Genomic DNA, 25,709 nt, shown 5'->3' with positions numbered 1-25,709 from the left:
TATATTTATAATTATAACGTTATAAATATCCAATCTCAAGGTTATCGATATCTGCCGATACATTTGCTTTCGCACCCATTATAACGGGAAGCATCGGGTCGATATGTCCGATATCCGCATCAAAGATCATAGGAACACAGTATTCCTGCAAAAGATCCGTAACTGCATTGAACTTATCTACTCCCATGAGGTCACCTTCAAAGCATCCGTTTGATCTTCCCATGATAAAGCCCTTTGTATTTTCAAACCATCCGGCTTCTTTCATGTTCCAGATTGCCCTTCTGTAGCTCATTGGACTAAGCTCGCAGTTTTCAATAACCCAAAGTATTCCTTCATCGCATTTTTTTGCAAAATCTGCAACTCTGTCAAACCTTGTTCCTATCATATTAGCCATTACATCTATACAGCCGCCCAAAAGTATTCCCTGCATATTTATCTTTTCGCCTGTCTTCTCTGCTTTCTTTGAAGAGCAGTCGAAATTTGTCAGTACCTTCTTGGTATCACAGTTGTAAAAAAATGGCTTGGAATAATCAATTTCTTCTTTTCCTTCCTTGGGCTTTACAAACTTATCATATCCCTTGAAAGAAGTCTTTGTTCCCTCCAAAAGAGCAAAAGCATCACATTCCGTAGCTTCCCACTCCTTGGCATAGCCCGAAATGCACGGGCCGTAAATTCCACATGTATTTGCAATCGTAACAAGCGGCAGTAAAAAGCTTGTATTGTCGGAATATCCGACAAACCACTTGGGCTTACTGTTTTTTATAACCTCAAAATCAACATTTGAGATTGTCTCAACCATAAGCTCGCCGCCACCTGCAGATATTATCGCATCAATATCATCTCTTTTATAAAACTCCATAAGTTCTGCGCCGGTAACTTTCGGATCTGTGCTGATACCGAGTCCGTCTCCCAACCTGGCAGTCTTTCCCTCAATGATATTGTAGCCTCTTTCTTTTATTTTTTTCTCCGCAATATCTATCAGAAAACTGTATGGTTCTGTTGCCGCACCAAATGCCGGAGCCGTAATTCCTATGGTGTCACCTTTTTTTATGCTCTCAGGCTTTCTTATCATCTTCTCCTCGTTCTCTTGCTTGAATCATCTCCAAACAAGCCTCGTGAACCGCTTTTCCCTTTTGATCTCAATTTTGAGTAATCAGCTCTGAAATCATCGCCGAATTCTTCTCTGAATTCTTCTTCGAAATCGTCTCCGAAGCCCTCTTCAAAGTCGTCTTCGTACTCTTCTTCAAAGCCCTCTATATACTCTTCTTCGTAATCATCATGATCTTCGTCATCGTTAAAATCATTCTCGAAATCGTCTTCAAGCTCATCCTCGAAGTCATTTTCATATTCTTCCGAAAAACTCATTCTTGAAGCAGATCTTGTATTTTTTCTGAGACTCTTTATCGAATCATTGAAAGATTCTTTTTTTGAACTTCTCTTGGGCGTGAGCTCTTCTTCCTCAAAATCATCTTCGAAATCATCTTGCGATCTTCTGAATGATTCCCTCTTAGGTAGCTTTGAAAGCTCCCTTGTAGGTTCAGGCTTTCTGAGTGAGTTCTTTATTGAATCTCTTACAGCATTTCTTCTGGCGATTTTGCTTGAAGCTATTTCAGATTCCTCATCTAAATCAACATCTAAGTCAATATCTACGCTTCTCTTTGCCCTTCTGTCAGACTCTCTTCTTAACTCTATCTTGGGTTCCCTGACAGATTCTCTGGTTTTTTCTCTTAAAGAATCTTCATCTCTGAACGATCTTTTTCCGGTTTCTCTTGTCGTTTCTCTCTTTGACTCCCTCGATGATTCACGTGAATTTTCACGTGCGGATTTCCTTGAAGGTTTTCTTACGATATCTTCCTCTTCATCGTCTTCGTCATCTTCAAATTCATCTCTTTCATCTCTGTACTTCTCTTCAAGATAATCGGATGAAATTCTTGAATAAATCTTTTTATAGTACTTATTCATCTTAATGCAGTCAAAATATGATATGGGATGTCCCTCTCCATGACGAAGCGCCGCAAGATAAGCAATACATCCCTTATCGAGAACTATCGATGCGGCAACCGCATCTTCCAAAGTCTCACCAAGGCAATAAGCGCCGTCATTAAGCGCAAAAACTGCATTTGAATTTTTCTTGATATTATGATAACTGTGTCCGTCTTTTCCATGCTCGTTACTCGGAATCTTTACACTATATCCGACAAGCTCGGCAAAGTCGAACAAAAGAGGTCTTAAATGAGTTGCGGTTCTTGAAACCGTCATAACCGCATCAGACTTATTGTGGACGATATATTTTACATCCGGTCTTCTGTCATAGATTTCTCTGTGAATATGTTTAACACGCTCAGGTGTATCCTCGACATCATAAATAATCTCATCGTCTTCAATATGGCTTCCGAATCCCTCTTCAACACCATGATACATATCAGTCTTGCATACATCCATAAGGAAGTTATCACAGGCATCCTCTGTTCTCTCGATATTCTCGATTACTTCATCGGAAGTTGCCCCCATAAACAATGCACCGTGATTAGACAGGATAAAACTGTCAGACTCTCTGTTCTTCTTAACGGTCGCAGCAACATTTCCCGCAAGCTTGGCACTTCCGGGATAAGCATACGGAACACAAGGAATGACAACATCCTCGTCCTCAACATATGTGTATATTCTCTTAAGACCCAAAACTCCGGCACATGAAGCAAAAACCTGATGTGTAAGAGCGACAAACTCCACATCTTTTCTGGTTCTGTAGCAAGCTGCATGTACTCCCCTTTCAAAAGAGGGAGTAAACTCTCCCATAAAGTTCAGATTTTTGAGATTAACAAGACATATCATATCCGGCGTCATATCTTCATATCTGATCCCACTCGGAGTGATCACAAAGATTTCCTTGTTGACTCTGCAGCTCACGCTTCCCCATGTACGTGGTAAATAGCCCTTTTTGTGCAACTCATTTGCCACATCAATGACATGCTGTTTTGCCTCAAGCAATTCAGAATCTTCTTTTCTATTTTTCATTATCTGATCTGCCCCTCTCCGGTAATTTGATACTTGTATGATGTAAGCTCTTTAAGCCCCATAGGTCCGCGCGCATGAAGCTTCTGTGTGCTTATACCAATTTCGGCTCCGAATCCAAATTCAAATCCGTCTGTAAATCTTGTTGAAGCATTTACATATACGCAAGCCGAATCCACTCTGTCAAGAAATCTCTTTGCACTCTCTTCGTTCTCCGTGATAATGCAATCGGAGTGGCTTGTGTTGTACTTATTTATATGTTCAATGGCTTCATCGACGTTCTTAACCGTCTTTACAGAAATAATATAATCAAGGAACTCTTTTCCAAAGTCCTCTTCAGTAGCAGAAACAGCACTGTTCATAAGCTTGCGGCTCTCTTCGTCGCCTCTTATCTCAACGTTATGCTCGTTCATTGCTTTCTCAAAAAGAGGAAGGAATCTGTCCTTAATATCCTCATGGACAACCAGGGACTCAGCAGCGTTACATACGCCTATTCTCTGAGTTTTGGCATTGATAATGATAGGGATCGCTTTGTCAATATCGGCATCCTTATCGACATAGATGTGACAATTACCCGTTCCGGTCTCAATTACGGGAATCGTAGAATTTTCAACAACGGCATTTATAAGTCTTGCACTACCTCTGGGAATAAGAACATCTATGCACTCATTCATCTGCATAAACTTAGTTGTAACCGCTCTGTCCGTATCTTCAATGAGCTGTATCGCATCGGGATTGATGCCGCATTCCCCGAGCGCAGCTCTCATAACATTTGCAATTTGAATATTACTGTCTATCGCATCACTTCCGCCTTTTAAAACAACGGCATTACCCGCTTTAAAAGTAAGCGCAAAAGCATCCGCGGTAACGTTGGGCCTCGCCTCGTAAATTATACCGATAACGCCCATAGGAACCCTTACTTTTTTAATTTTAAGACCATTGGGACGCTCAAAGCTTTCGATTTCTTCTCCTACGGGATCGGGAAGGGCCGCAACCTGCCTAAGTCCCTCTGCCATGGCTTCAATTCTTTTTTTATCAAGAAGAAGTCTGTCCAAAAGGCCTTTATTCATTCCGTTTGAAACGCCTCTCTCATAATCCTTCGCATTTGCCGCGATAATGCTGTCCGCTTCCGCAACAAGCTTATCCGCAACCGCAATAAGAGCGTCATTTTTCTCTTTCGTAGTAAGACACTGAATCTCGTATTTTACTTTTTTAGCTTTTTTGCAAATCTCAATAAGTTCCATCTATGTTCTCCAGCTCCTTTATTTCTCGTGAATGATACTCTTTACGGGAATATCATGCTCACTCGGTATAATCTCATCAACAATCTGAATCTTATAGCAAAGTGCCACAGTATCGGCATAGTTTACTTTGGAGAGAAATCTGTCGTAGAAACCTCCCTTGTAACCTATCCTGTTGCCTTTCTCATCAAAAGCAACTCCCGGAACAATAACCATCGTCTTTCCGGCGTTCTCACCATCTATCCGGCGAACATTTGATTCATCGGCATAAAAATCCGGATCGAATATCTCGCTGTCCTCCTTAATCTCCGGTTCCATAAGACCATAATCACCGGGAACAAGGTTTTCTGGCTCATAAATTCTGACGAACTTCATTATGCCATTTTTCTTATCTGTAACCTTAGGGCAAAAAACTCTTTTCCCCAGCGCAAGCGCATCAAGGATAATCTCGTCCGTCTTAACTTCATTTCTGACAGAAGCATAAATAAGAATATTTGAGGCTTCGGCATACTCGGGTCTTGTGACAAGTTCCTCGAATATCTCCCTGCTTTTCACCTCAATCTTATATATACTGAGTTCATCTCTTTTTTGTAAGACATCTTTTCGTATTAAGTCTTTTTCCATCGGTACCTTCCATTGTATTTGAATCAGCGCAAAGTTTCTACTAATTTTTTTGCAATAAATTCGGCTATCTTGATACCATCCATCGCTGCAGACATGATTCCGCCTGCATATCCGGCTCCTTCACCGCACGGATAAAGTCCTTTAATATTTTCCGACTCACCGTTTTCTGTTCGATTAATCCTTACAGGAGACGAAGTTCTTGTTTCAACACCGACAATAAGAGCATCCGGTGAATCATATCCCTTTATCATTGTACCGAACTTCTCCATTCCTTCAACAAAGGATTTATTAAGATCGTCCGGTAATATCTCGTGAACATTTGAAAAAGTATACGCACCCTTCATACAAGGCTTGCACACATCCCTGAATCTCACAGGTTCTTTCAGATTTTTTTCTTCATGGTATCCATCACCGTCCGGTGCGACCGCCTTCTTAAAATCTTCGTAATACTCAACGGGAATCTTGCCTTTTCCAATCTCATACGCCTTTTCTTCAAGCCTTCTCTGAAACTCAACACCTGCAAGTATATCATCCGATCCGAAATCCTTGGGGTCGACCGTGATAATAATGGCGGAATTGGCATTCTCCGAATCTCTCTTGCTGTAACTCATTCCGTTTACCGCAAGTCTTCCCTCCTCGGATGAAGCATTTACGACATACCCTCCGGGGCACATGCAAAAAGAATAAACACCGCGTCCCTCTTTTGTATTCATAACAAGTTTGTATGAAGCTACGGGAAGAGACTTTGGTTCCTCAATTCCGTACTGGGAAAGATTTATCAGTTTCTGAGGATGCTCAACCCTAAATCCCACAGCAAAAGGCTTCTTCTGCATAGATACTTTTCTGTCTTTCAGCATTGAAAAAGTATCTCTCGCACTGTGTCCGATAGCAAGAACGGCTACGTCAAAAGGAATCTCTTCGCCGTTTGCAACGACCGCTTTTACGGCGCCGCTTTCATCCGTAAGGATATCAGTCACCTGCGTTTCAAACCTGAACTCACCGCCCAGAGAAACGATCTCATTTCTCATATTCTTAACGACGTTTCTAAGTACATCCGTTCCGATATGAGGCTTTGCGTCATACATTATCTTACTATCTGCGCCGAAAGTCGTAAACAAGGACAATGCTTTTCTTCCTCTTCCATCCTTGTCTTTTACCATCGTATTTAACTTGCCGTCCGAAAAAGTTCCCGCTCCGCCTTCTCCGAACTGGACATTCGTGCGGGTATCAAGCTTTCCCGTCTCCCAGAACTTTTCTACTATTTCCTGCCTTTTGTCGACATCTGCTCCTCTTTCAAACACAACAGGTTTAAAGCCGTTTGAAGCAAGCATATATGCGCAAAAAAGTCCCGCAGGCCCCGATCCGATAACGGCAATCTTTGCACCGGCTGCTCTTGAAGGTATCTCTCCCCCGATTCCCGCTTTTTCCAAAAAATTGTAAATAACGGGAGTCACAACCGAAATTCCTTTGTCTTTCGATCTCGAAACAATCTTTTCCTCAGATTTTTTATCCAAAGCTCTCTTTACGGAAACATCGACCATAAAGACATCCACTATCTGAGGTTTTTTCCTTGCATCAATCGACTGACGCATTATAACAAGATCTTCAATATCATTTTCCGTTATACGCAAAAGCTTTGCTGCCTTTTTCTTTAAGACATTGCAAAGCTCATTGTGACTACGTATATTATTACCGTCGTTAAGTATTTTTATCTGATTGATTCTTATCATATAATTCCTGATTTCTATGCTTTCTTACATCGAAGCGGCTGTACCGGCTATGCTTCCGCTCGTCCATGCAAACTGAAGATTATATCCTCCGCACCTTCCGTCAACATCAAGAAGCTCTCCGACACAGTATACTCCGGGATATCCCGCAACAGCCATATCATCGCCGATATCACCAAGGCTCATTCCGCCAGTCGTAACCTGCGACTGGATATATCCATAGCTATCCGTAAGATTAAAACGTATATCTCTGTACCTGTCCAGTATACAAGATACCATGCTGTCTGCAATATTCTTCATATGCATGGTCTGCGAAAGTTTCATCTTCTTAAGCACCATCGAATTTATATTGCTGTTTGCAAAACCAAGCAAAAACTCCTCAAGCGTCCTGTTATCACGAAGCTTATACATATCTCGTTTAAGAGCTTCGAAATCTTCTTCGTCATACTCGGGGAAAAAATCTGCAGAAGCAACCACAGGCTTTTTCTCGGTCACAAACTTTATTATCTCCCTGCTCGCCTGCATAACGGGAATACCTGAAATACCGTCCTTGGATATCTGAAGTTCTCCGCTCTCCGAAGTCAAAAGCTCATCTCCGAGATAAAAAGAAATCCTTGCAGCAGCTCTTACTCCCGCATCCGGCATGGTTCCGTCATCCTCGCACTTAAATCCGACAAGCGCAGGATATGTATCTTTTAAACTCATCCCAAGCTGCTTACAGATATAATATCCGTCGCCTGTTGACATTGTACTCTTTGCTCCCGAAAGAGATCCGAGTGCAAGAATAACGGCATCGGCTTCGTACTTATCCTTATTGGTAACAAGTACATACGGCATTTTGCCGTTTTCAGTCTTTTTTACAGTCTTAACCTGACTCTCCGTAACAACATCCACATTAAGTCTTTTCAGCTCGTTAATGAGCGCATTAACAACCGTAGAAGCCTGTCCCGAAATCGGATAGATATAACCGTTCTCACTCTTTACTATCACACCGAGCGATTTAAAAAACTTTATCGTCTCTTCGGGGCCGTAGAGTGAAAGCCAGTTCTTCATTCTTCCCTCTGCAGCCTTATTGTAATATTCCGGGCGCATATCGAGATTGGTAAGATTACATCTTCCGTTTCCCGTAACGGAAAGCTTTTTTCCAAGTCTTGTATTCTTCTCAACAATCGTCACATCGGCGCCGTTTCTTGCCGCATAGATAGCAGCACACATTCCCGCAGCGCCACCGCCTACAACATATACTTTTTTACTCACACTAAATCCTCTTACGCTTCGTCAGTCTTGATAAAAACAGGCAGTGACTTAAAGTACTTGCCCAAAGGAATACTGCGAAGTTCCCTCTCATCAATACTTCCGCTCATAACCATGATTGCAAGATATACAACATAGAAAACAGGCGTGCAGATTAAAAATGTAAGAATCTCACCTATATTCTTAACCAAAACCATATCGATCAGAAATACAACAAATCCCGCAACAGCTGCTGAAACAAGTGTTTTTACAAAGTTGACCGCAAGCGCATAATTTGCATTAAGCATTTTCTTAAATACAATAAGCGAAAGAACGTCATATACAAAGAATGAAGCGATAACAGGGATCAAAACACCGTACAATCCGATGTTTCCTACACTCGCACACACAAAGAGCATCGCGATATGAACAAGCCATGTTATTCCAAGTCCGAAAACGATAAGGATAGACTTACCTGCATGGAACAATATCCATGAAAAGAAAATCGCAAAAGGAACAAGAATAACAAGACAACTTGCAGCTCTCAAAAGCTCAACACTGAAATCATTTCCATTCCAATAAACAACCGTATCTATCGACGGAGCCAGTGTGAAGATAAGAAGCGAGGCAGGAACCGTGACCTCAATAAAGTGCTTTACAAATCCGGAAAGCTTCTCTCCCGCATTCTCGGGCTCGTCTCTCTCAAATCTTGCTCTTATCCTGTTCCACTCGATAAGAAAAGGAAGGCAGCAAAGAAGCGAACATGTTATTACAATGGGAATCGTTCTTCCCGCATAAATACCGTAGTTATAAATAGGATCTGCCTTGCTTCCGACAGTTCTGTGATGGATCATGTAAAAGACCTGATCGACCAAAAGAGCTATTCCCGGTGAAGCATACATGAACAAAATAGGTCTGAGTCCCGACATAACGTCATTCTTACTGTCAACGTATCTTGGAGCACTTCTCTTTCCAATCTCTTCGAGCTCATTTCTTCTCACATAAAAGCTTACGGATGTATGAACAAGTCCTACGATAGATGCGACAAAAAGTCCGATCGTCATTCCGGTCGAACCGTATACTGCACTGAATTCATCAATATGCATAAGCGTATTTACTTTAAGTCCGTATCCGTACATGATCGCTGAAAACAAAGTTCCGACAAGAAATGCCGCTATTGCCATCAAAGCATCGGAAATAACAATGGGCTTGGTATATCCGACTCCCTGAAGATATCCTCTTACAACGCCCTGGACACACAGGAACAAAACTGAAAAAGTAGAAATAAGGAACTGAAATCTTCCCCATTTGGAACCAAGCAAAAGATCGGAGAAGTTGATTCCGATAATAGTAAATACCACTGTTACAAGAACGCCGGTAAATGCAAATATCTTAAGTGATTTCTTCATGTTCTCCTCAGCATTTTTGTACTGGGATTTTCTGGCTCTTACACGTACCATTACCCATACGGCCTTCTGCACGGCAAGAACAAAAGAGCAATAAAATGCAAAAAATATCGCAAGAGAACCCGCAGAATAACCTGCTCCCTTTTCTCCGTAAATTCTAATTGCCACAACCTCATATAACATAAGTATTATGATTGCCCAATATACAGCGGCTGTAAGCACATCGGGTCTTATTCTTTTTTCTTCGTAGTACTTTTTCATGTTTGATCTCCAATTGTATTATTTTCAGTCTCTTGTTATTCCAAGTGTATTAAGAACATCGCTCTGTTTCTTTTCCATTACCTTTGCTTCATCGTCCTCCATGTGATCGTAACCGCACAGATGAAGCATGCTGTGAGCGATGAGAAAAGCAAATTCCCTCTTTGTGCTGTGACCGTATTCTTCAGCCTGACTTCTAACCCTGTCCTCGTTCACAACAATATCGCCAAACATAATATTTCCTGTATCGGGATTGAGAAGATCGACCTCCTGCTCTCCCTCCATAACAGAGAAATCCCCAGGTTCCTCATACGAGACATTGGGAAAAGAAAGAACATCCGTCGGCCTGTCTATCTCCCTGAATTCTCTGTTAAGCTCCTGAATCCCCTCATCATTGGTGATCGTGAGACTTATCTCAACTTCCCTGTCACACCCCTCTGACCTTAAGACTTCTTTTGCAACAAGCGTCGCAACTTCCTCGGGATCAAAATCAAAAACAGCTCCCGTCTCATTTTCAACGCAAAAAGTCATAGTAAAGCTTCTCCTTTTTCATTATCTTCTTCATAACTTCAAGTTCCCTGAAAGTGACATCGTAATCTTTAAGTTCACCTTCGGAAACCTTTTTGTCTATTATCGAATCAATAAGATTGTCATAATCTATCTTCGCATCCTTATCTTTTTTAAGAAGATACATTATGGACGCAATAAGCATTTCGCCAAGCCTGACAACTAGTGCTTCCTTGGATTTGGGCTCATTTTTCTTGGGTTCGATATAATCATGTAAAAAATTCATCGCCTCCGTCGGAAAGCTGTTATCCGTATAGATATGTTTGACATCATCCCATTGTGTCTTTCCTTCAAGCACACCTATCCTGTGATAATAAGAACAGTTCTTGACCGCTCTTGCATTTATATTTAGTCCGAGCGCCATTCTCTCGGCAATATATGCCGTGTGGATGGCTCTGTAATATTCGTCTTTATTATTTTCCTTGAGAGTAACAAGAAGCGGGAAATCCGCATCATTGATTACCATATACATATCATTTGTCCGTCTTATAACATAAACACCGAAAATGTTCAGGAATATAAGAAGGATGGTAAGATTGAGCATAATATTGATAGCCGGTGAAACAAGCAGGTATGCGGAAAAAGTTCTGTTCTGGAACAACACGTTATATGCAACCAAGAATACCGCCTGCATCATAAGAGAAATAAATGTAGGAATACCAATCTCGGTATCTTCTTCCAAGTCCCTGAACATTGCTATGGCAACCGCTCCGGCAAGGATATACATAAATAACTCTCCGCATCCTCCGTTTTTTTCGAGCATGACAGAAATCGAAACAAAGCCTATACCTGTCATCATACCGATTTCCGTATTTGAAAAAAGTGCAAGCATAACAAAAAGTGACATGTACGGCCAAAACACATTAGGTATCAGGCTAAATACACATGCCAAAACGAGTGCAACAAAATATCCCGCAACAAAGCGGTTTCTCACCTCATTATTATCATATAACAATCTGTTCTGTCCGTCGGCCGCGGCATCAACAAGCATAAAAACAATTGTCCCCGCGATTGCTACAGATACGATTGTGTTTCTCAAAGTAGCTTCATAGCTTTTATCCGTAAAAAAAGAAAACGCAAATACAATAACTCCTGTAAAAATAAGCATTGCCGCATATAACAATTTGACTTTCACATTCGAAATCTTATCGTTTGCCATTGTCTGAACGCTTCTCCAATTTTTGTATAGACTTCTTTTTCTTCTTGTTTTCGGCTTTCTTCTCGTAATCTTCGTAAGCCTTAACAATCTTCTGAACAAGCGGATGTCTCACAACATCGCTGCTGGTAAGTGTACAAAAAGCTATATCATCAATTCCCTTTAAGACATTTCCCGCAATCTCAAGTCCGGATCTGACATCTGCCGAAAGATCCTTCTGGGTCGCATCACCTGTGATGATGACCTTTGAGCCGAATCCGATTCTTGTAAGAAACATCTTCATCTGTGCAGGTGTTGTATTTTGTGCCTCATCGAGAATTATAAAAGCGTTATCCAAAGTTCTTCCTCTCATATATGCAAGAGGCGCAACTTCAATAAGCCCTTTTTCCATATTCTTGATAAAATTCTCAGTGCCCATTATCTGGTAAAGAGCATCATATAATGGTCTTAAATAAGGATCGACCTTACTCTGAAGATCACCCGGCAAAAATCCGAGTTTCTCTCCTGCCTCAATCGCAGGTCTTGTCAAAATGATCCTGCTGACCTCTTCCCTCTGAAACGCCGTTATCGCCATAGCCATGGCAAGATAAGTCTTACCCGTTCCGGCAGGTCCGAGTCCGAAAACGATCATCTTATTTCTGATCGCATCAATGTATTTCTTCTGTCCGAGAGTCTTGGGTTTAATAGGTTTACCCGAGATCGTATGACAAATGATATCTCTGTCTATATCAACAAGAACATTGTCATTCTGTGCAACATCCTTGTTCTTAGCAGAATCTTCTTTTAATGAGATCGCGTAATCAACGCTCTGCTCTTCAATATTCGAGCCTCTCCTTGAAAGCTGAACAAGCTCGCGTATGATACTTGAAGCCTTGTTGGCTCCCTCTTTTTCACCTATGATCCTAAGTTCACCGTTTCTGTCGATGATCTCAACATGAAGACTGTCTTCAATCTTGCGGATATAGCTGTCGTTTCCGCCGAATATATTGCGCTCATCCTCAGCGGTAAGCGCTAATCTAAGTTCTGTAATCTCACTCATTTATGGTACGGTTCTCCACAGAAAATTTTATAACCACGATAAATCTGTTCCAAAAGAATAACTCTCATCATCTGATGAGGAAATGTCATATCCGAAAAGCTGATTGATGAATCCGCCCTCTTAAGGACGCTTTCATGTAGTCCAAGCGATCCACCTATGACAAATTGTATGTGACTTGTGCCGTTTACACCAAGTCCGCTTATATATTCAGAAAAAGCTTCCGACGTGTATCTCTTGCCCTTTATGGCAAGCACACAGACATGTGCTCTCTCATCAATATTCTTTAAAATTCTCTCCGCTTCTTTTTTCCTTATCTGCTCCTCTACCGCAGGCGGAGCATTGTCCGGAGTTTTCTCGTCGGCAACTTCCACTATGCTTAATTTGCAATATCTCGAAAGTCTCTTGGAATATTCCGTTATCGCATCATTCCAGTACTTCTCCTTGATCTTGCCGACACAAATTATACTGATATTACCCAAAAATATTCTCCTGTTTTTAAGTCTACATAAAAAGACCGCAGGCTATCATCAAATAATCTCATACATTATATCACATTCTATGCATTAAATCGCGCAAAAAAAGAAGCAGATGCATTGTTATTTCTGCATCCGCTTCGATATTGTTCAATTTATTCAATTGTGTGGATCCATCCTTCGGGAGCTTCAATGCGTCCCATCTGGATTCCTGTAAGTGTATCATAGAGTTTCTTGGTAACAGGTCCCATCTCTTCCATTCCGCTTGCAAAGCAGATTTCTTTGCCGTGATCGTTGATCTTACCAACAGGGCTGATAACAGCTGCTGTTCCGCAAAGTCCCATCTCAACAAAGTTCTCAACTTCCGAAAGCTTAACAGGTCTCTCTTCAACATTAAGTCCAAGAATCTCTTTCGCAACATAGACGATCGATCTTCTTGTGATTGAAGGAAGAATTGAATCTGTGTGTGACTTGGGAACTACAAGTCCGCCTTCCTTAGTAACGAAGATGATGTTAGCTCCGCCTGTCTCCTCGATGTATGTTCTGCTCTCTGCATCAAGATATACGTTCTCGGCAAAACCTTCCTCGTGAGCCTTTACGATAGGATGTAAGCTCATTGCATAGTTAAGTCCGGCCTTGATGTTTCCTGTTCCGTGCGGTGCTGCTCTGTCGAAATCACTTATCTTAACAACGATAGGCTTAGCACCACCCTTGAAGTAAGGTCCTACGGGTGTTACGAAAATTCTGAACTGATACTCGTCAGCAGGCTTAACACCGATAACATTTCCTGTAGCGAACATAACAGGTCTGATGTAAAGTGTTGCTCCACTTCCGTATGGAGGAACCCAGTCAAGGTTAGCCTTAACAACTTTCTCAACAGCTTCGATAAATTTATCTTCAGGGAAAGCAGGCATCTCAAGTCTTGTAGCTGAATCTACCATTCTCTTTGCATTTAAGTCAGGTCTGAAAATTACGATTTTGCCGTCCTCAGTCTCATATGCTTTAAGTCCCTCAAAGCACTCCTGCGCGTAATGAAGAACACCTGCATCCTCACTAAGAACGATCATATTGTCTTCGGTAATGACCCCGTCATCCCATTTTCCGTCTTTATAATTCGAAACGAATCTTTTGTCGGCAACCATGTAACTAAAGCCGATATTTGCCCAATCTAAATTTTTCTTACTCATTTTACACTGCATCCCCTTTCCAGATACTTTAATGCGGCAAAGCGCTAATAGTTAAATTATAGTCCAATATTTTTGAACGTCAAGTAACGAATAAAAACAATTATTTCTTGTCGGGTTTATCTTTCTTTTTAACCTTTTCGACAATCCCCTTCACCTTATCGCGGCCGTTGTGATAGAGCTTTGTCACCATACCGACTTCTTTGTGTGCATTGTACTTATCATTATGCTCATCGGTAAGCGTCTTATATTCTTTATTCTCTATATACGCAAGATCGTCATAATCCTCCGTCGCGACACTGAGTTCTTTCTTGGTAAGAAGGATATTGGTAATCCTCGATATAAAGGCATATATGACGGCAAAAATGGGAACACCCACAAGCCATCCTACTATTCCCCACATTCCGCCAAAGAACGTGATTGAAAAGAGAACCCAAAAGCTTGAAAGTCCCGTTGAATTTCCAAGAATGGCAGGTCCTAAAATATTTCCGTCAAACTGCTGCAGTACGATAATAAATATCAGGAAAATAAGTGCCTTTACCGGAGTTATCAAAAGAAGCATCGCTCCTATCGCTCCTCCGATATACGGTCCAAAGAAAGGAATAATATTGGTCACGCCTACAATAACAGAAATAAGCAAAGGATAATCAAGTTTAAGAAGAACACATCCTATATAGCATATAATTCCTATTATTACGGAATCAACCAGCTTACCTCCCACAAATCCTTCAAAAATATCTCCGATAAATCTAAATCCGCCGATAACTTCATTTGCAAATTCTTCTCTAAACAAAGCATAGGCAATCTTCTTGCCTCTTGTAGCAAACACCTCTTTGGAATTAAGGACATATATCGCAACGATAAGTCCTACAACAAGGTCAAAAAGAACCTTGATAATAGAGAACACTCCCTGAGATGCCATCTTAAAGAAAGAATCAACACTCGGTACAAGCGGCATAAGCTTTTCCTGAAGGAACTCACTTAGCGAAACGTAAGAACGGTCGAGCTGCGAATTGATAAAATTCTGAACCTCGATAGAGTTCGACTCAAACAAAATCTGTGATTCTTCATTTATCTGCTTTTCATACTCAGGAAACTTCCTTACGATCTGCCTGATACTGTCTATCAGTTCAGGAATGATGATCCTGAACAAACTATATATCACAAACAGAAAAATAAGCATTGTAATTGCAACAGATATTTTCCTAGCCTGTTTTCTCTTTTTGGCATTCGCGTTTGTTGAACGCGAAATATCATACCCCCTCAAATGATATATGGGAATAACAATCTTCCTCTCAATTCCATCCGTAAGCGGTATGAGAACGAATGCGATGATAACGCCTATTATAATTCCGGATAGGGAATCTATCACCTTTGAAACTGTCTTAACTACGGATATTCCGTTGAATATCACATAATAAGCGAGCATTATAGCAATGCTAAGGAAGAAAATCGTTATTGCCCATGTTACCTGGTTTTTCTCCGGTCTCATTTTCATATTTATGCCCCCCGACCATCCGACATTACTGCTCAGTCATTTCTTTCAAAATATACTTTAAGCTGTCGAGATAATCCTCATTTATTTCTTCAATTTTTCCACTGTCACAAAGTGCTGAAATAGCCGGATCAAGAGGAATCCTTCCAAGAATGTTGATTCCCTTTGAAGCCGCATAGCTCTCAATCTTGCTCTCGCCGAATATATTTATCGGTTTTCCGCAATGAGGGCAGTTCATATAGCTCATGTTCTCCACAATGCCAAGCACCGGGATCTTCATCATCTCAGCCATATTTATTGCTTTTTCAACTATCATGCCGACAAGCTCCTGAGGAGTTGCGACAACAATTATTCCGTCCACGGGAAGAGACTGGAAAACAGTAAGCGGAACATCACCTGTTCCCGGAGGCATATCGACAAACATAAAGTCGACATCGCCCCAGTTTACATCTGACCAGAATTGCTTAACGATTCCTGCGATAACGGGGCCTCTCCAGATAACAGGATCTGTCTCATTATCCATAAGCATATTAAGAGACATCACCTTTGTGCCCTTTTCCGATTCAGCAGGCAAAAGACCTGTCTCATCGGCGTTCTTAGCCTGTCCTATACCAAACATCTTGGGAATAGAAGGTCCTGTAATATCCGCATCAAGGATTGCGGTCTTATAGCCGTCTTTTGCCATATATACTGCAGAAAGACCTGTCACAAGGCTCTTTCCGACGCCGCCCTTACCACTTACTATTCCGATTACTTTTTTAACATGTGTATGTTCTCCGGGAGCAACTTTAAAGTTGTCCTCCATCTGTTTCTTAAAGTCCTCCGGCTTCTTACCGTGTCCGTTAGCCATTTTCTATCTCCGTTTCATAAAAAAGTTTATGCAAAAGTTTAACGCTTATATACGCAATCGGCAATTTCTTCATCTTCTTTGTCACCGACATAAGACTCGATAATAAATCTCGGACGATTCTTGGTCTCAAGATAAATCTTGCCGATATACTCTCCTATTACACCAAGAGAAATCATGATAAGTCCACCTATTGCCCAAACAGACAAAACTGTAGTTGTCCATCCCTGAATAGTCTGACCTGTAAAGTGTCTGACAAGCGAATATACAAACACCGCGATACTTACAAAGAAAATGAAGAAACCAAGTCCTGTTATCATCTTTATAGGTTTTGTACTAAGACTTGTGATTCCCTCAATCGCAAAGCTGAGCATCTTCTTAAGAGGATACTTACTCTCTCCGGCAAATCTCTCAGCTCTCTCATAATATACAATATCAGATTTAAAGCCGAGCATGGGAACAATTCCTCTGAGGAAAAGATTTACTTCCCCAAACTCGGAAAGAGCCTGAAGAGCTCTTCTGCTAAGAAGTCTGTAATCCGCATGGTTATAGACTGTCTTTGCACCCATTGCATCAATGAGCTTGTAATATGATTCAGCGGTAAATCTCTTAAAGAAGGTATCCGTAGTTCTCTTGGATCTTACTCCGTATACAACTTCGCAATCTTCCTTGTTGAATTTATCAACCATGGCATCGATCGCATTGATGTCGTCCTGAAGATCCGCATCAAGAGAAATGGCCATATCACAAAGATCCTTGGCAGTCATAAGTCCTGCCAAAAGAGCGTTCTGATGCCCCATATTCTTTGAAAGATTTATTCCCTGAAAGACTTCATCCTCTTCATGAAGTTTTTTAATTATATTCCATGTTTCATCCTTTGAACCGTCGTTTACCAGTAGAATCCTGCTGTCGGGAGCAATCATCTTTCTTCCGACAAGGTCTTCTATTTTTTCCTTTAGTCTTTTGGATGTCTCAGGTAATACTTCCTGTTCGTTATAACAAGGAATCACGCAGAATAATCTGTTCATTTTTTATTTCTCCTCCGATGAGTTTATATAATTGATAAGCCCCTCAGAATCAATTATCTTTTGCATGAATTCAGGGAAAGCCTGTCCACGGAATTTCTCCCCTGTTGTTTCATCCGTGATGATGCCGGAGTCAAAGTCTACGCTTACAATATCTCCGTTCTTGATAGCATCTGCGGCTTCCTCACATTCAATGATGGGAAGTCCGATATTGATGCTGTTTCTATAAAAGATTCTGGCAAAGCTCTTTGCAATAACGCAACTTACGCCGGCACACTTGATTGAGAGAGGCGCATGTTCTCTTGAAGATCCGCAGCCAAAATTCTTCTCGGCAACGATGATATCTCCTGCTTTAACATTCTTTGTAAAGTCCTTATCGATATCTTCCATGCAATGCTTTGCAAGCTCTTCACCCGATGTACTGTTAAGATAACGGGCAGGAATGATTACGTCTGTATCTACATTATCACCATATTTAAAAACTGTACCTTTTGCAGCCTTCATTTTCTATTCTCCTTATAATCCAAGTTCAGCGGGTTGTGAAATTTTTCCTGTGATCGCACTTGCAGCGGCTACAGCCGGAGAAGCAAGATAAATCTCAGAATCTATTGCACCCATTCTGCCGACAAAGTTTCTGTTTGTTGTAGAAACGCATCTCTCTTTTGAAGCAAGGACGCCCATATATCCGCCAAGGCAAGGACCACAGGTAGGTGTTGATACGATCGCACCGGCTTCAACAAAGCTCTTGATAAGTCCTTCTTCCATAGCCTGTAAAAAGATCTTCTGAGTTGCGGGGATAACAATACATCTGATTCCCTGAGCAATCTTTCTTCCCTTAATAACTTCGGCAGCAGTTCTGAGATCTCCGATTCTTCCGTTTGTACAAGATCCGATAACAACCTGATCGATCTTGGTATCTTCAATCTCATCAAATGTATGTGTATTCTCGGGAAGATGAGGGAAAGCAACTGTAGGCTTAAGAGTGCTTAAGTCAATTGTATACTCCTCGTCGTATTCAGCATCCGGATCTGCTTCATAAACAGTATACTCCTTACCGGGAGCATGCTCCTTGAGATATTCTTTTGCAATATCATCAACAGGGAAAATACCGTTCTTTCCGCCTGCTTCGATAGCCATATTTGCAATTGTAAGTCTGTCATCCATTGTAAGGTTCTTGATACCTTCGCCAACAAACTCCATTGATTTATAAAGAGCTCCGTCAACACCGATCATACCGATAATATGAAGGATAACATCCTTACCGCTAACCCACTTTGAGGGCTTTCCGATGATGTTGAACTTAATGGCACCGGGAACCTTGAACCATCCCTTACCTGTAGCCATTCCGGCAGCCATATCGGTAGAACCGATACCTGTTGAGAATGCGCCGAGCGCACCATATGTACATGTATGTGAATCTGCGCCGATGATAAGGTCACCCGGAACCGTAAGTCCCTGCTCGGGAAGAAGCGCATGCTCAATTCCCATCTGGCCTACTTCAAAGTAGTTTGTGATCTTATTCTTTCTTGCGAATTCTCTTACGCACTTGCAGTTCTCTGCAGACTTAATATCCTTGTTAGGAGTAAAGTGATCGGGGACAAGAGCGATCTTATCTTTGTCAAACACGCCGTCCTTTGTAAATTTAGCCATCTCGTTAATAGCAACGGGACTTGTAATGTCATTGCCAAGAACAAGATCAAGATTAGCCTCGATAAGCTGCCCTGCTTTTACCTCGGGAAGTCCGGCATGGGCTGCCAATATCTTCTGGCTCATAGTCATTCCGCTCATATTGTAATCTCCTTCAATTAATTATAATCAAAAATATACTACTAAATATAACACAACGTTCTAACATAAAGAACATGACAAATTTAATCGTTTTTCTTGATAATTTTTAATGTATAGATCGAATAAATCACCAATAAAGCCGCTCCCACAATCGACATCGCAAGGCCTGCCTTGAATCCTTCAGGTGTGTAGGTAACTCTGATGTCATGAACTCCCGCAGGTACAGGAATAGCCATAAGACCGTAATCGGCTTTTACTATATCCGTATCCTGTCCGTCAACCGTACAGCTAAAGCCTTCTGTCGCAGGAACCGAGAAAAATACGAGTCTTCCTTCCTCGAGATTGGCTGTCTTTGCGCTGAATCCGTATGTATCGGTTGTAAATGATGTACATGCGGTCTGCGCTCTCTTTCTACACTCTTCCGTAAACTTGCTGTAAGTCAGACTTGCATTTGACAATTCCTCAGACTTCATCTCTTCCATTCCAAGTGAATCGGCATATTTGGCCGCATCTTCAGTTGAAAGGATAAGGACTCTTGCAAGTTCATAGTCATAATCCGCAGGATCGAGGTCGCCCCACTCATCTTCGGTTATGTAGTAATCATACGCAAATCCCATCGGGATGTAATTTGAATTCTCAAATACGTCAAATCCGTCCTGATTATCGCGGAATGAATATCCTTCCGTACCTTCGCCGTCATTGAAGAGCCTGTTCTTACTAACCTGCTCATTTTCCATGTAATATCTTGCAGATAAGATTGAACGGATACCTGCTCTGTTTACGGGAATATTGGTCTCAACGGTTCTTGTGATTCCTGCAGCGCCGTCAAGGAAATCAAAGATCTCAGATGGAACCGTACTTAAGAAGCAATGAATCGAAGGTATTCCCCAGACCATATCGTAGTTGGTCGATGTGCTGTCAACTTCACCTCTGCAGAAGCTTGACTGATCAACATTAACCTTGTTAAAGAGCATCTGATTCTGCCACTTTTCTTTTCCCCTGTCGGAAATGATGGAACTTCCGTTGACGATGGGAACATATGTAGAAAGAACACAGCTTACAATTACAATTCCGAGAACAAGATGATCTCTGAAGCTGATGTGCATTCTTACTTTCTTTTCTTCAAACATCTTCTGCTCAAATTTAAAGCGCTTTGGGATAAGGAATATCGTAACCAAAAGCATAAATGACAGAATTGAAGACCATAGAAGATCCTTAAAAAAGATGTGAACATTCTCAGTCATGTTGAAGAATACAATATCTCCCTTGTCATTCTTGGAAGGAAGTAGGTATACAAAAACAAAGAACAGGAACATTATAACCGCAGCAACGGCGCCTTTCTTCATCTGTATTGACTTTCCACGCTCAGCAGCCATTGAAGTCATAAGGCACATGATAAGGATGGGCATATAGAACCATCTTGCGTAATATGAACTGTTAAACATAGAAAATGCCGCATTTAATACAGGCACCACTGCTATAACCGCACATACCGTGATAAGCGTCTTCTGCCAGGTCTTTTTCTTTTTATTCTGTAAAAAGAATGCTATAACGCCTGAAATTCCGAACAAAGGAATATAAGCCGCAAGAGATGCATTCTTAACGGTTCCGGTATAGAAAAGTGTTCCTTTTCCGATGATGTCGGGAAGCATTGAAAGGCTCTTAACGATATCAAAAAGAAGCTTTTCACTTGGATAAACAAGCATATCATAGCCGTTTATATAATTATCAAGTCTTGTGTTGCCCTGAACACCGACAAAAGCCTGCATAAGGAAAAATCCGGCAAACAAAACTCCCACAACTCCCGCAGCGAATGCTCTTCCGAATCTGACCGCAACGATTTCTTTATCTTCAAGATCGACATATCTGATAACAAAATAGATAACCAGAAAAACAACCTGTCCGAAGAAAAAGTAGTAATTCACGATAGACATAAAAGCTGTCATAAGCGCAAATAATACAAACGGCTTTCCTGCAAACTTAAACTTACCGTCTTCTTTTGCGGGCGCATTCATGAGATTGTCAAATGCCAAAAGGAACAGCGGGAAGAATGCAACTGCATCCGTAAAATGGTTGAACACTATGTTGCATGCGTTAAATCCTGAAAAGGCATAGAGATAGCCACCGATCATGGCATAGGTATACTTATGTACATATTTTCTGATATACAGATAAGCACATGTTGCCGATACGGCATATTTAAGTGCCATCAGAAAAGGCATCATGAAAGGTATCGCACTCTCAGGAAAAAGAGTGGTCAGCCAGAAGAACGGACTTCCCCAGAGATAAAATGCAAAATCTCCGAACATTGTTCCGCCTAAATCGACATTCCAGTTCCAAAAGAATTGTCCGTTTCGTACCGCTCTGTGTGCAAGGATATAAAACGGGATCTGCTGTACATTGTAGTCACCATAGTAAAAGAATGGCATTCCTCTCTTGATGAGAATCGGAAGTACAGCGATCACATACATAAGGTATGCGCTAAGAAACATTACCACAGGCACATACCAGCTTTTTTCCGTAATTTTTTTCTTAGTATTAGTAGTTTCCAATCCAGTATCCAATATAATCTCCTCGTATATAAAAAAATGCTTAATCTAAAGAAAAAAGAGTGTCGCCATTTAAATAAACGACACTCTTTCTATATTATCCCTATTTTGAAACAATTTCAATTATATACGGATTAGTTGTTGATAAGCTTATCAGACTCATTGTTCCAGCTGTAAAGCTTTCTGATCTCCTCACCAATCTTCTCAGCGGGATGCTCTGATGCAAGCTTTCTCATAGCCTTGAAGTGAACCTGTCCGCCTGCCTCTGACATATCAAGAAGGAATTCCTTAGCAAAGCTTCCATCCTGGATGTCCTTAAGGATCTGCTTCATAGCCTTCTTTGTCTCAGGTGTGATAACCTTAGGTCCTGTGATGTAATCACCGTACTCAGCTGTGTTAGAGATTGAATATCTCATTCCTGCGAAACCTGACTGATAGATAAGGTCTACGATGAGCTTCATCTCGTGGATACACTCAAAGTAAGCGTTTCTGGGATCATATCCTGCCTCAACAAGAGTCTCGAAACCGCACTGCATAAGTGCACAAACACCGCCGCAAAGAACTGCCTGCTCACCGAAGAGGTCAGTCTCTGTCTCTGTTCTGAAGTTAGTCTCAAGAAGACCTGCTCTTGCTCCACCGATTCCTGCACCGTAAGCAAGTGCAAGATCAAGCGCCTTACCTGTTGCATCCTGCTCAACTGCAACAAGACAAGGTGTTCCCTTTCCTGCCTGGTACTCTGAACGAACTGTGTGTCCGGGAGCCTTAGGAGCGATCATAGCAACGTCTACATCCTTAGGAGCCTTGATAAGTCCGAAGTGTACGTTGAAGCCATGAGCGAACATAAGCATGTTGCCGGGCTGAAGGTTGGGCTCGATGTCCTCTTTGTACATCTTAGCCTGCTTCTCATCATTGATAAGGATCATGATGATATCAGCCATATTAGCAGCTTCTGCTGTATTGTAGACTTTAAGTCCCTGAGCCTCAGCCTTAGCCTTACTCTTTGATCCCTCGTAGAGACCGATAATTACGTTGCATCCTGAATCTTTAAGGTTAAGTGCATGAGCATGTCCCTGTGAACCATAACCGATAATTGCAATAGTCTTACCCTCTAATAATGAAAGGTTACAATCTTCCTGATAAAAAATACGTGCATCCTGTGACATTTCTTTTTCCTCCGTTTTTCCTTTTAAGGTTTTAAAAGTTTATATATATTTTGAAAGATCAAAATCATATATTATCAATAATTAATCATCAGTCATCTAAGTAAATGACCTTGTCTGTTCCTCTTCCGAGTCCCGCAATTCCTGTTCTTGCAAGCTCAAGAATCTCATATCCCTCAAGAAGTTTAAGGAACGCATCAATCTTGGACTGGTTTCCTGTAATCTCAACGATGACCGAATCAACGCTGACATCGACAATATTTCCTCTGAAGACATTTGCCGTAGCAAGAATACTCTGTCTCTGCTCGGCAGCCGCCTTAACTTTGACCATGGCAAGTTCTCTGTAAACACTGTCCGAAGGCATAAGTTCGTGAATATCTCTGACATCCACCAATTTGCCAACCTGTTTCTCAATCTGATCGAGTATGACGTCGTCTCCCGAAGCCACTATAGTGATTCTTGTGTATCTGGGATCTGCTGTTACACCGGCCGTGATACTCTCAATATTATATCCTCTTCTTGAAAACAAACCCGAAATTCTCGAAAGAACACCGGGATTATTATCTACGAGAAGCTGAAATACTTTTTTCTGCATTTTACTTTCTGCTCCTTTGATTATTTCAGGATAAATATGCACCCTTTTTTTAACCAATTATATGCATTGTAGCACTACAAGCACACTTGTTCAACAAGTTTTTCTTTTTCACTTTAAATTTTTACCGATTCAACTCGATAAAGCGCTGTATTGACGGATTTAAGCCGTTATTGTTCTTTGCATTTTGTAAGAGCAACCGTTCCGGTGCGCGCAATCTCGACAATACTTACACTTCTGAGCATTTCGATAAAGAGTTCTATTCTTTCAGACGTATCACAGATCTGAATAACCATCATGTTCTTTGACATATCGACAATCTGCGCATTCATGATCTGGCAGTTTTCCATGATGTCTCTTCTGTTTTCTTTATTGTATTTTACTTTGATTAGCATAAGCTCTCTGTTTATACTAAGACTCTCTTTAAATGTCTTTACCTTGATGACATCTATTTTCTTGTTGAGCTGTTTCTCGATCTGTTCGATCGTACGCTCATCTCCCGATGAGACAATTGTCATGCAGGACACACTCTTATCAGCTGTCTCACCTACAACAAGTGAATCAATATTAAAATTTCTTCTTGAGAACAAACCGGATACCTTGGAAAGGACACCTGCTCTGTTTTCTACAAGAACTGAATAAATACGCTTCATATCTGGGCTCCTTATCTAATATCATATGTGACAGCGATCATCACTTCTCTTTTGTAAGTTCCATGGGATCTACACAGACTTCCATAAGAGCCGACTTATCGTCCTTTAAGAACTTTTTGATCTCGGCATCTATGTCACTGTTTCCGTCAACCTTCTCATATTCCATTCCGTATGCTGCGGCAATAAGAGAAAGATCGGGATCACCCTGAAGTTCAACCATGGAATAATTGTCATTATAAGCAAAGTGCTGATGCTCTCTTACCATTCCAAGGAAACCGTTCTTCATGACAACAATCTTTACGTTTATTCCGTACTGTCTCATTGTTGCAAGTTCCATCATCGACATCTGGAAAGCACCGTCGCCGGTAACCGCAACAACCTGTTTTTTCTTATCTACAAGTTTTGCGCCCATGGCTGCGGGGATTGAATATCCCATAGTTCCCATACCGCCTGATGTAATGAATCTGCCATTCTTTACTATATGATATGCACAGGACCACATCTGATTCTGTCCTACGTCCGCAACGTAGATCGCATCGTCCTTCATAAGCTCTGAGAGTCTTACGATGAAATCCTTTGGCTTTACATATCCGCTCTTTGCGGGCTTAGTCTTAACAGCCGCATCTTTCTTGTAACCGTTTAAAATATCAAGCCACTCCGAGTGATCGTCCGCATGTTCATCCTGCTCAAGGAAATCAGCAAAAATATGCTTAATATCACCTACAAGCGGAATCGTAGGTCCGACATTTTTACCGATCTCGGCAGGATCAACATCAATATGGACCATAACCTTATTCTCGGTTATAAGATCCGGTCTGTTGACTGCTCTGTCAGCAACTCTCGCACCTACCATAAGAAGAAGATCCGACTCGTTCATCGCTCTGTTTGCATAGCTCTGACCGTTATTTCCGACCATTCCAAAATACAGAGGATGTTCTGTAGGCATTACGCCGATACCCATCATTGTAGAAACAACAGGCACACTGTTAAGTTCGGCAAACTTTCTGATCTCAGCGGTCGCCTTACTTAAGTGAACACCGCCTCCGACACAGATAATAGGTCTCTTCGCCTTCTCAACTTCTTTTATTACTTTCTTTATCTGAACCATATTTCCCTTAACTGTGGGCTTATAGGTTCTCATGGAAATCGTCTCGGGATAGCTGAATTTCCCTTCAAGCTGCGCATTCTGCACGTCAAAAGGAATATCTATAAGGACGGGTCCTTTTCGTCCCGTTCCCGCAAGATAAAAAGCTTCTTTAAAAATCCTGGGAATGTCATTAACATCCCTTACAAGATAACTGTATTTTACAAAAGACTCGACAGCTCCGGTAATGTCAGCTTCCTGGAAAACGTCACTTCCGATCATGTCGCTGTTTACCTGACCTGTGATAGCAACAAGAGGAATACTGTCGGCATAAGCCGTTGCAATACCTGTAATAAGATTTGTGGCACCGGGGCCCGAAGTCACGGCACAGACACCAACCTTACCACTGATCCTTGCATATCCGTTTGCGCAATGTGCGGCGTTCTGCTCGGTTCTTATAAGTACTCTCTTGATGTCAGATTCGAGAATCTTGTTCCAAAATGGATCAATCGCAACTCCCGAGTAACCGAATACAACTTCTGTCTTCTCTTTTTCAAGGCATTTTACTATAGCCTCAGCTCCTATCATGTCGTTCC

22 protein-coding genes are annotated in these 25,709 nt (G+C 41.4%); all 22 read right to left on the bottom strand.

The genetic code is table 11. The features are described from left to right. Nucleotides 1-19: 19 nt before the first annotated feature. The 22 genes from G628_RS0107365 to ilvB all read right to left on the bottom strand — a co-directional run bounded on the left by G628_RS0107365 (nt 20) and on the right by ilvB (nt 25,701). On the bottom strand, nt 20-1,072 hold the full coding sequence (locus G628_RS0107365) for a S66 family peptidase (RefSeq protein ID WP_051199077.1): 1,053 nt from the start codon (nt 1,070-1,072) through the stop codon (nt 20-22). Continuing rightward, nucleotides 1,069-3,015 carry a class II aldolase/adducin family protein gene (locus tag G628_RS0107360; protein WP_027208849.1) on the bottom strand — a complete coding sequence of 649 codons (1,947 nt, stop codon included), beginning with the start codon at nt 3,013-3,015 and terminating at the stop codon, nt 1,069-1,071. Before G628_RS0107360 ends, G628_RS0107365 begins: the two co-directional genes overlap by 4 nt. After that, nucleotides 3,015-4,256 carry a glutamate-5-semialdehyde dehydrogenase gene (locus G628_RS0107355; RefSeq protein WP_027208848.1) on the bottom strand — a complete coding sequence of 414 codons (1,242 nt, stop codon included), beginning with the start codon at nt 4,254-4,256 and terminating at the stop codon, nt 3,015-3,017. The genes G628_RS0107360 and G628_RS0107355 overlap by 1 nt, the downstream gene beginning before the upstream one ends. A gap of 18 nt (nt 4,257-4,274) precedes the next feature. Continuing rightward, complete coding sequence (locus G628_RS0107350; RefSeq protein WP_027208847.1) at nt 4,275-4,877, bottom strand: 5-formyltetrahydrofolate cyclo-ligase; 603 nt, start codon at nt 4,875-4,877, stop codon at nt 4,275-4,277. Between the two features lie 23 nt (nt 4,878-4,900). Further along, entirely contained in the window at nt 4,901-6,607 is a 1,707-nt protein-coding gene (locus tag G628_RS0107345) for an NAD(P)/FAD-dependent oxidoreductase (protein WP_027208846.1), read from the bottom strand. Between the two features lie 24 nt (nt 6,608-6,631). Continuing rightward, nucleotides 6,632-7,861, bottom strand: a complete 1,230-nt coding sequence (locus G628_RS0107340; RefSeq protein ID WP_026654697.1) for an aminoacetone oxidase family FAD-binding enzyme — start codon at nt 7,859-7,861, stop codon at nt 6,632-6,634. A gap of 11 nt (nt 7,862-7,872) precedes the next feature. Next, nucleotides 7,873-9,504 carry a hypothetical protein gene (locus G628_RS0107335; RefSeq protein WP_026654696.1) on the bottom strand — a complete coding sequence of 544 codons (1,632 nt, stop codon included), beginning with the start codon at nt 9,502-9,504 and terminating at the stop codon, nt 7,873-7,875. Nucleotides 9,505-9,528: 24 nt separating this feature from the next. Beyond that, complete coding sequence (gene ybeY, locus G628_RS0107330; RefSeq protein ID WP_026654695.1) at nt 9,529-10,032, bottom strand: rRNA maturation RNase YbeY; 504 nt, start codon at nt 10,030-10,032, stop codon at nt 9,529-9,531. Next, a complete protein-coding gene (locus G628_RS0107325; RefSeq protein ID WP_027208845.1) occupies nt 10,016-11,227 on the bottom strand; it encodes a hypothetical protein in 1,212 nt (403 codons plus the stop codon). The genes ybeY and G628_RS0107325 overlap by 17 nt, the downstream gene beginning before the upstream one ends. Beyond that, nucleotides 11,214-12,263, bottom strand: a complete 1,050-nt coding sequence (locus tag G628_RS0107320) for a PhoH family protein (RefSeq protein ID WP_026654691.1) — start codon at nt 12,261-12,263, stop codon at nt 11,214-11,216. Before G628_RS0107320 ends, G628_RS0107325 begins: the two co-directional genes overlap by 14 nt. Continuing rightward, nucleotides 12,260-12,742, bottom strand: coding sequence for a 23S rRNA (pseudouridine(1915)-N(3))-methyltransferase RlmH (gene rlmH / locus G628_RS0107315; protein WP_155833785.1), 483 nt, complete (start codon nt 12,740-12,742; stop codon nt 12,260-12,262). The genes G628_RS0107320 and rlmH overlap by 4 nt, the downstream gene beginning before the upstream one ends. A gap of 149 nt (nt 12,743-12,891) precedes the next feature. Next, nucleotides 12,892-13,935 carry a branched-chain amino acid aminotransferase gene (locus tag G628_RS0107310; RefSeq protein WP_081670598.1) on the bottom strand — a complete coding sequence of 348 codons (1,044 nt, stop codon included), beginning with the start codon at nt 13,933-13,935 and terminating at the stop codon, nt 12,892-12,894. Nucleotides 13,936-14,023: 88 nt separating this feature from the next. Further along, entirely contained in the window at nt 14,024-15,418 is a 1,395-nt protein-coding gene (locus G628_RS16735; protein WP_051199076.1) for an AI-2E family transporter, read from the bottom strand. Between the two features lie 25 nt (nt 15,419-15,443). Next, nucleotides 15,444-16,265, bottom strand: a complete 822-nt coding sequence (locus G628_RS0107300) for an Mrp/NBP35 family ATP-binding protein (protein ID WP_026654688.1) — start codon at nt 16,263-16,265, stop codon at nt 15,444-15,446. A gap of 38 nt (nt 16,266-16,303) precedes the next feature. Further along, on the bottom strand, nt 16,304-17,290 hold the full coding sequence (locus G628_RS0107295; protein ID WP_027208843.1) for a glycosyltransferase family 2 protein: 987 nt from the start codon (nt 17,288-17,290) through the stop codon (nt 16,304-16,306). Between the two features lie 3 nt (nt 17,291-17,293). Next, nucleotides 17,294-17,791, bottom strand: coding sequence for a 3-isopropylmalate dehydratase small subunit (gene leuD, locus G628_RS0107290; RefSeq protein WP_026654686.1), 498 nt, complete (start codon nt 17,789-17,791; stop codon nt 17,294-17,296). Nucleotides 17,792-17,803: 12 nt separating this feature from the next. Continuing rightward, the gene (leuC, locus tag G628_RS0107285) at nt 17,804-19,075 is read right to left on the bottom strand and encodes a 3-isopropylmalate dehydratase large subunit (RefSeq protein ID WP_026654685.1); all 1,272 of its coding nucleotides are present in this window, start codon (nt 19,073-19,075) and stop codon (nt 17,804-17,806) included. 83 nt (nt 19,076-19,158) lie between these two features. Next, on the bottom strand, nt 19,159-21,639 hold the full coding sequence (locus G628_RS0107280; protein ID WP_027208842.1) for a YfhO family protein: 2,481 nt from the start codon (nt 21,637-21,639) through the stop codon (nt 19,159-19,161). 119 nt (nt 21,640-21,758) lie between these two features. Continuing rightward, the gene (ilvC, locus tag G628_RS0107275) at nt 21,759-22,787 is read right to left on the bottom strand and encodes a ketol-acid reductoisomerase (protein ID WP_027208841.1); all 1,029 of its coding nucleotides are present in this window, start codon (nt 22,785-22,787) and stop codon (nt 21,759-21,761) included. 88 nt (nt 22,788-22,875) lie between these two features. Further along, nucleotides 22,876-23,379 carry an acetolactate synthase small subunit gene (gene ilvN, locus G628_RS0107270; protein ID WP_026654681.1) on the bottom strand — a complete coding sequence of 168 codons (504 nt, stop codon included), beginning with the start codon at nt 23,377-23,379 and terminating at the stop codon, nt 22,876-22,878. 167 nt (nt 23,380-23,546) lie between these two features. Further along, complete coding sequence (gene ilvN, locus G628_RS0107265) at nt 23,547-24,029, bottom strand: acetolactate synthase small subunit (protein WP_027208840.1); 483 nt, start codon at nt 24,027-24,029, stop codon at nt 23,547-23,549. A 40-nt stretch (nt 24,030-24,069) separates the two neighbouring features. Then, nucleotides 24,070-25,701 carry a biosynthetic-type acetolactate synthase large subunit gene (gene ilvB / locus G628_RS0107260; RefSeq protein WP_027208839.1) on the bottom strand — a complete coding sequence of 544 codons (1,632 nt, stop codon included), beginning with the start codon at nt 25,699-25,701 and terminating at the stop codon, nt 24,070-24,072. Nucleotides 25,702-25,709: the final 8 nt, after the last annotated feature.

This window comes from Butyrivibrio hungatei NK4A153 (assembly GCF_000424465.1).
GTDB classification, from domain to species: Bacteria; Bacillota; Clostridia; order Lachnospirales; family Lachnospiraceae; genus Butyrivibrio; species Butyrivibrio hungatei_A.
The sequence above is the reverse complement of the archived record's forward strand: the minus strand, read 5'-3'. Positions and strand labels throughout refer to the sequence as shown.

What these genes read in the sequence shown, in the direction of transcription:
- G628_RS0107365 (WP_051199077.1), bottom strand. Translation starts at nt 1,072, where the DNA reads ATGATAAGAAAGCCTGAGAGCATAAAAAAAGGTGACACCATAGGAATT.
- G628_RS0107360 (WP_027208849.1), bottom strand. Translation starts at nt 3,015, where the DNA reads ATGAAAAATAGAAAAGAAGATTCTGAATTGCTTGAGGCAAAACAGCAT.
- G628_RS0107355 (WP_027208848.1), bottom strand. Translation starts at nt 4,256, where the DNA reads ATGGAACTTATTGAGATTTGCAAAAAAGCTAAAAAAGTAAAATACGAG.
- G628_RS0107350 (WP_027208847.1), bottom strand. Translation starts at nt 4,877, where the DNA reads ATGGAAAAAGACTTAATACGAAAAGATGTCTTACAAAAAAGAGATGAA.
- G628_RS0107345 (WP_027208846.1), bottom strand. Translation starts at nt 6,607, where the DNA reads ATGATAAGAATCAATCAGATAAAAATACTTAACGACGGTAATAATATA.
- G628_RS0107335 (WP_026654696.1), bottom strand. Translation starts at nt 9,504, where the DNA reads ATGAAAAAGTACTACGAAGAAAAAAGAATAAGACCCGATGTGCTTACA.
- ybeY (WP_026654695.1), bottom strand. Translation starts at nt 10,032, where the DNA reads ATGACTTTTTGCGTTGAAAATGAGACGGGAGCTGTTTTTGATTTTGAT.
- G628_RS0107325 (WP_027208845.1), bottom strand. Translation starts at nt 11,227, where the DNA reads ATGGCAAACGATAAGATTTCGAATGTGAAAGTCAAATTGTTATATGCG.
- G628_RS0107320 (WP_026654691.1), bottom strand. Translation starts at nt 12,263, where the DNA reads ATGAGTGAGATTACAGAACTTAGATTAGCGCTTACCGCTGAGGATGAG.
- G628_RS0107310 (WP_081670598.1), bottom strand. Translation starts at nt 13,935, where the DNA reads ATGCAGTGTAAAATGAGTAAGAAAAATTTAGATTGGGCAAATATCGGC.
- G628_RS16735 (WP_051199076.1), bottom strand. Translation starts at nt 15,418, where the DNA reads ATGAAAATGAGACCGGAGAAAAACCAGGTAACATGGGCAATAACGATT.
- G628_RS0107300 (WP_026654688.1), bottom strand. Translation starts at nt 16,265, where the DNA reads ATGGCTAACGGACACGGTAAGAAGCCGGAGGACTTTAAGAAACAGATG.
- G628_RS0107295 (WP_027208843.1), bottom strand. Translation starts at nt 17,290, where the DNA reads ATGAACAGATTATTCTGCGTGATTCCTTGTTATAACGAACAGGAAGTA.
- leuD (WP_026654686.1), bottom strand. Translation starts at nt 17,791, where the DNA reads ATGAAGGCTGCAAAAGGTACAGTTTTTAAATATGGTGATAATGTAGAT.
- leuC (WP_026654685.1), bottom strand. Translation starts at nt 19,075, where the DNA reads ATGAGCGGAATGACTATGAGCCAGAAGATATTGGCAGCCCATGCCGGA.
- ilvC (WP_027208841.1), bottom strand. Translation starts at nt 22,787, where the DNA reads ATGTCACAGGATGCACGTATTTTTTATCAGGAAGATTGTAACCTTTCA.
- ilvN (WP_026654681.1), bottom strand. Translation starts at nt 23,379, where the DNA reads ATGCAGAAAAAAGTATTTCAGCTTCTCGTAGATAATAATCCCGGTGTT.
- ilvN (WP_027208840.1), bottom strand. Translation starts at nt 24,029, where the DNA reads ATGAAGCGTATTTATTCAGTTCTTGTAGAAAACAGAGCAGGTGTCCTT.
- ilvB (WP_027208839.1), bottom strand. Translation starts at nt 25,701, where the DNA reads ATGATAGGAGCTGAGGCTATAGTAAAATGCCTTGAAAAAGAGAAGACA.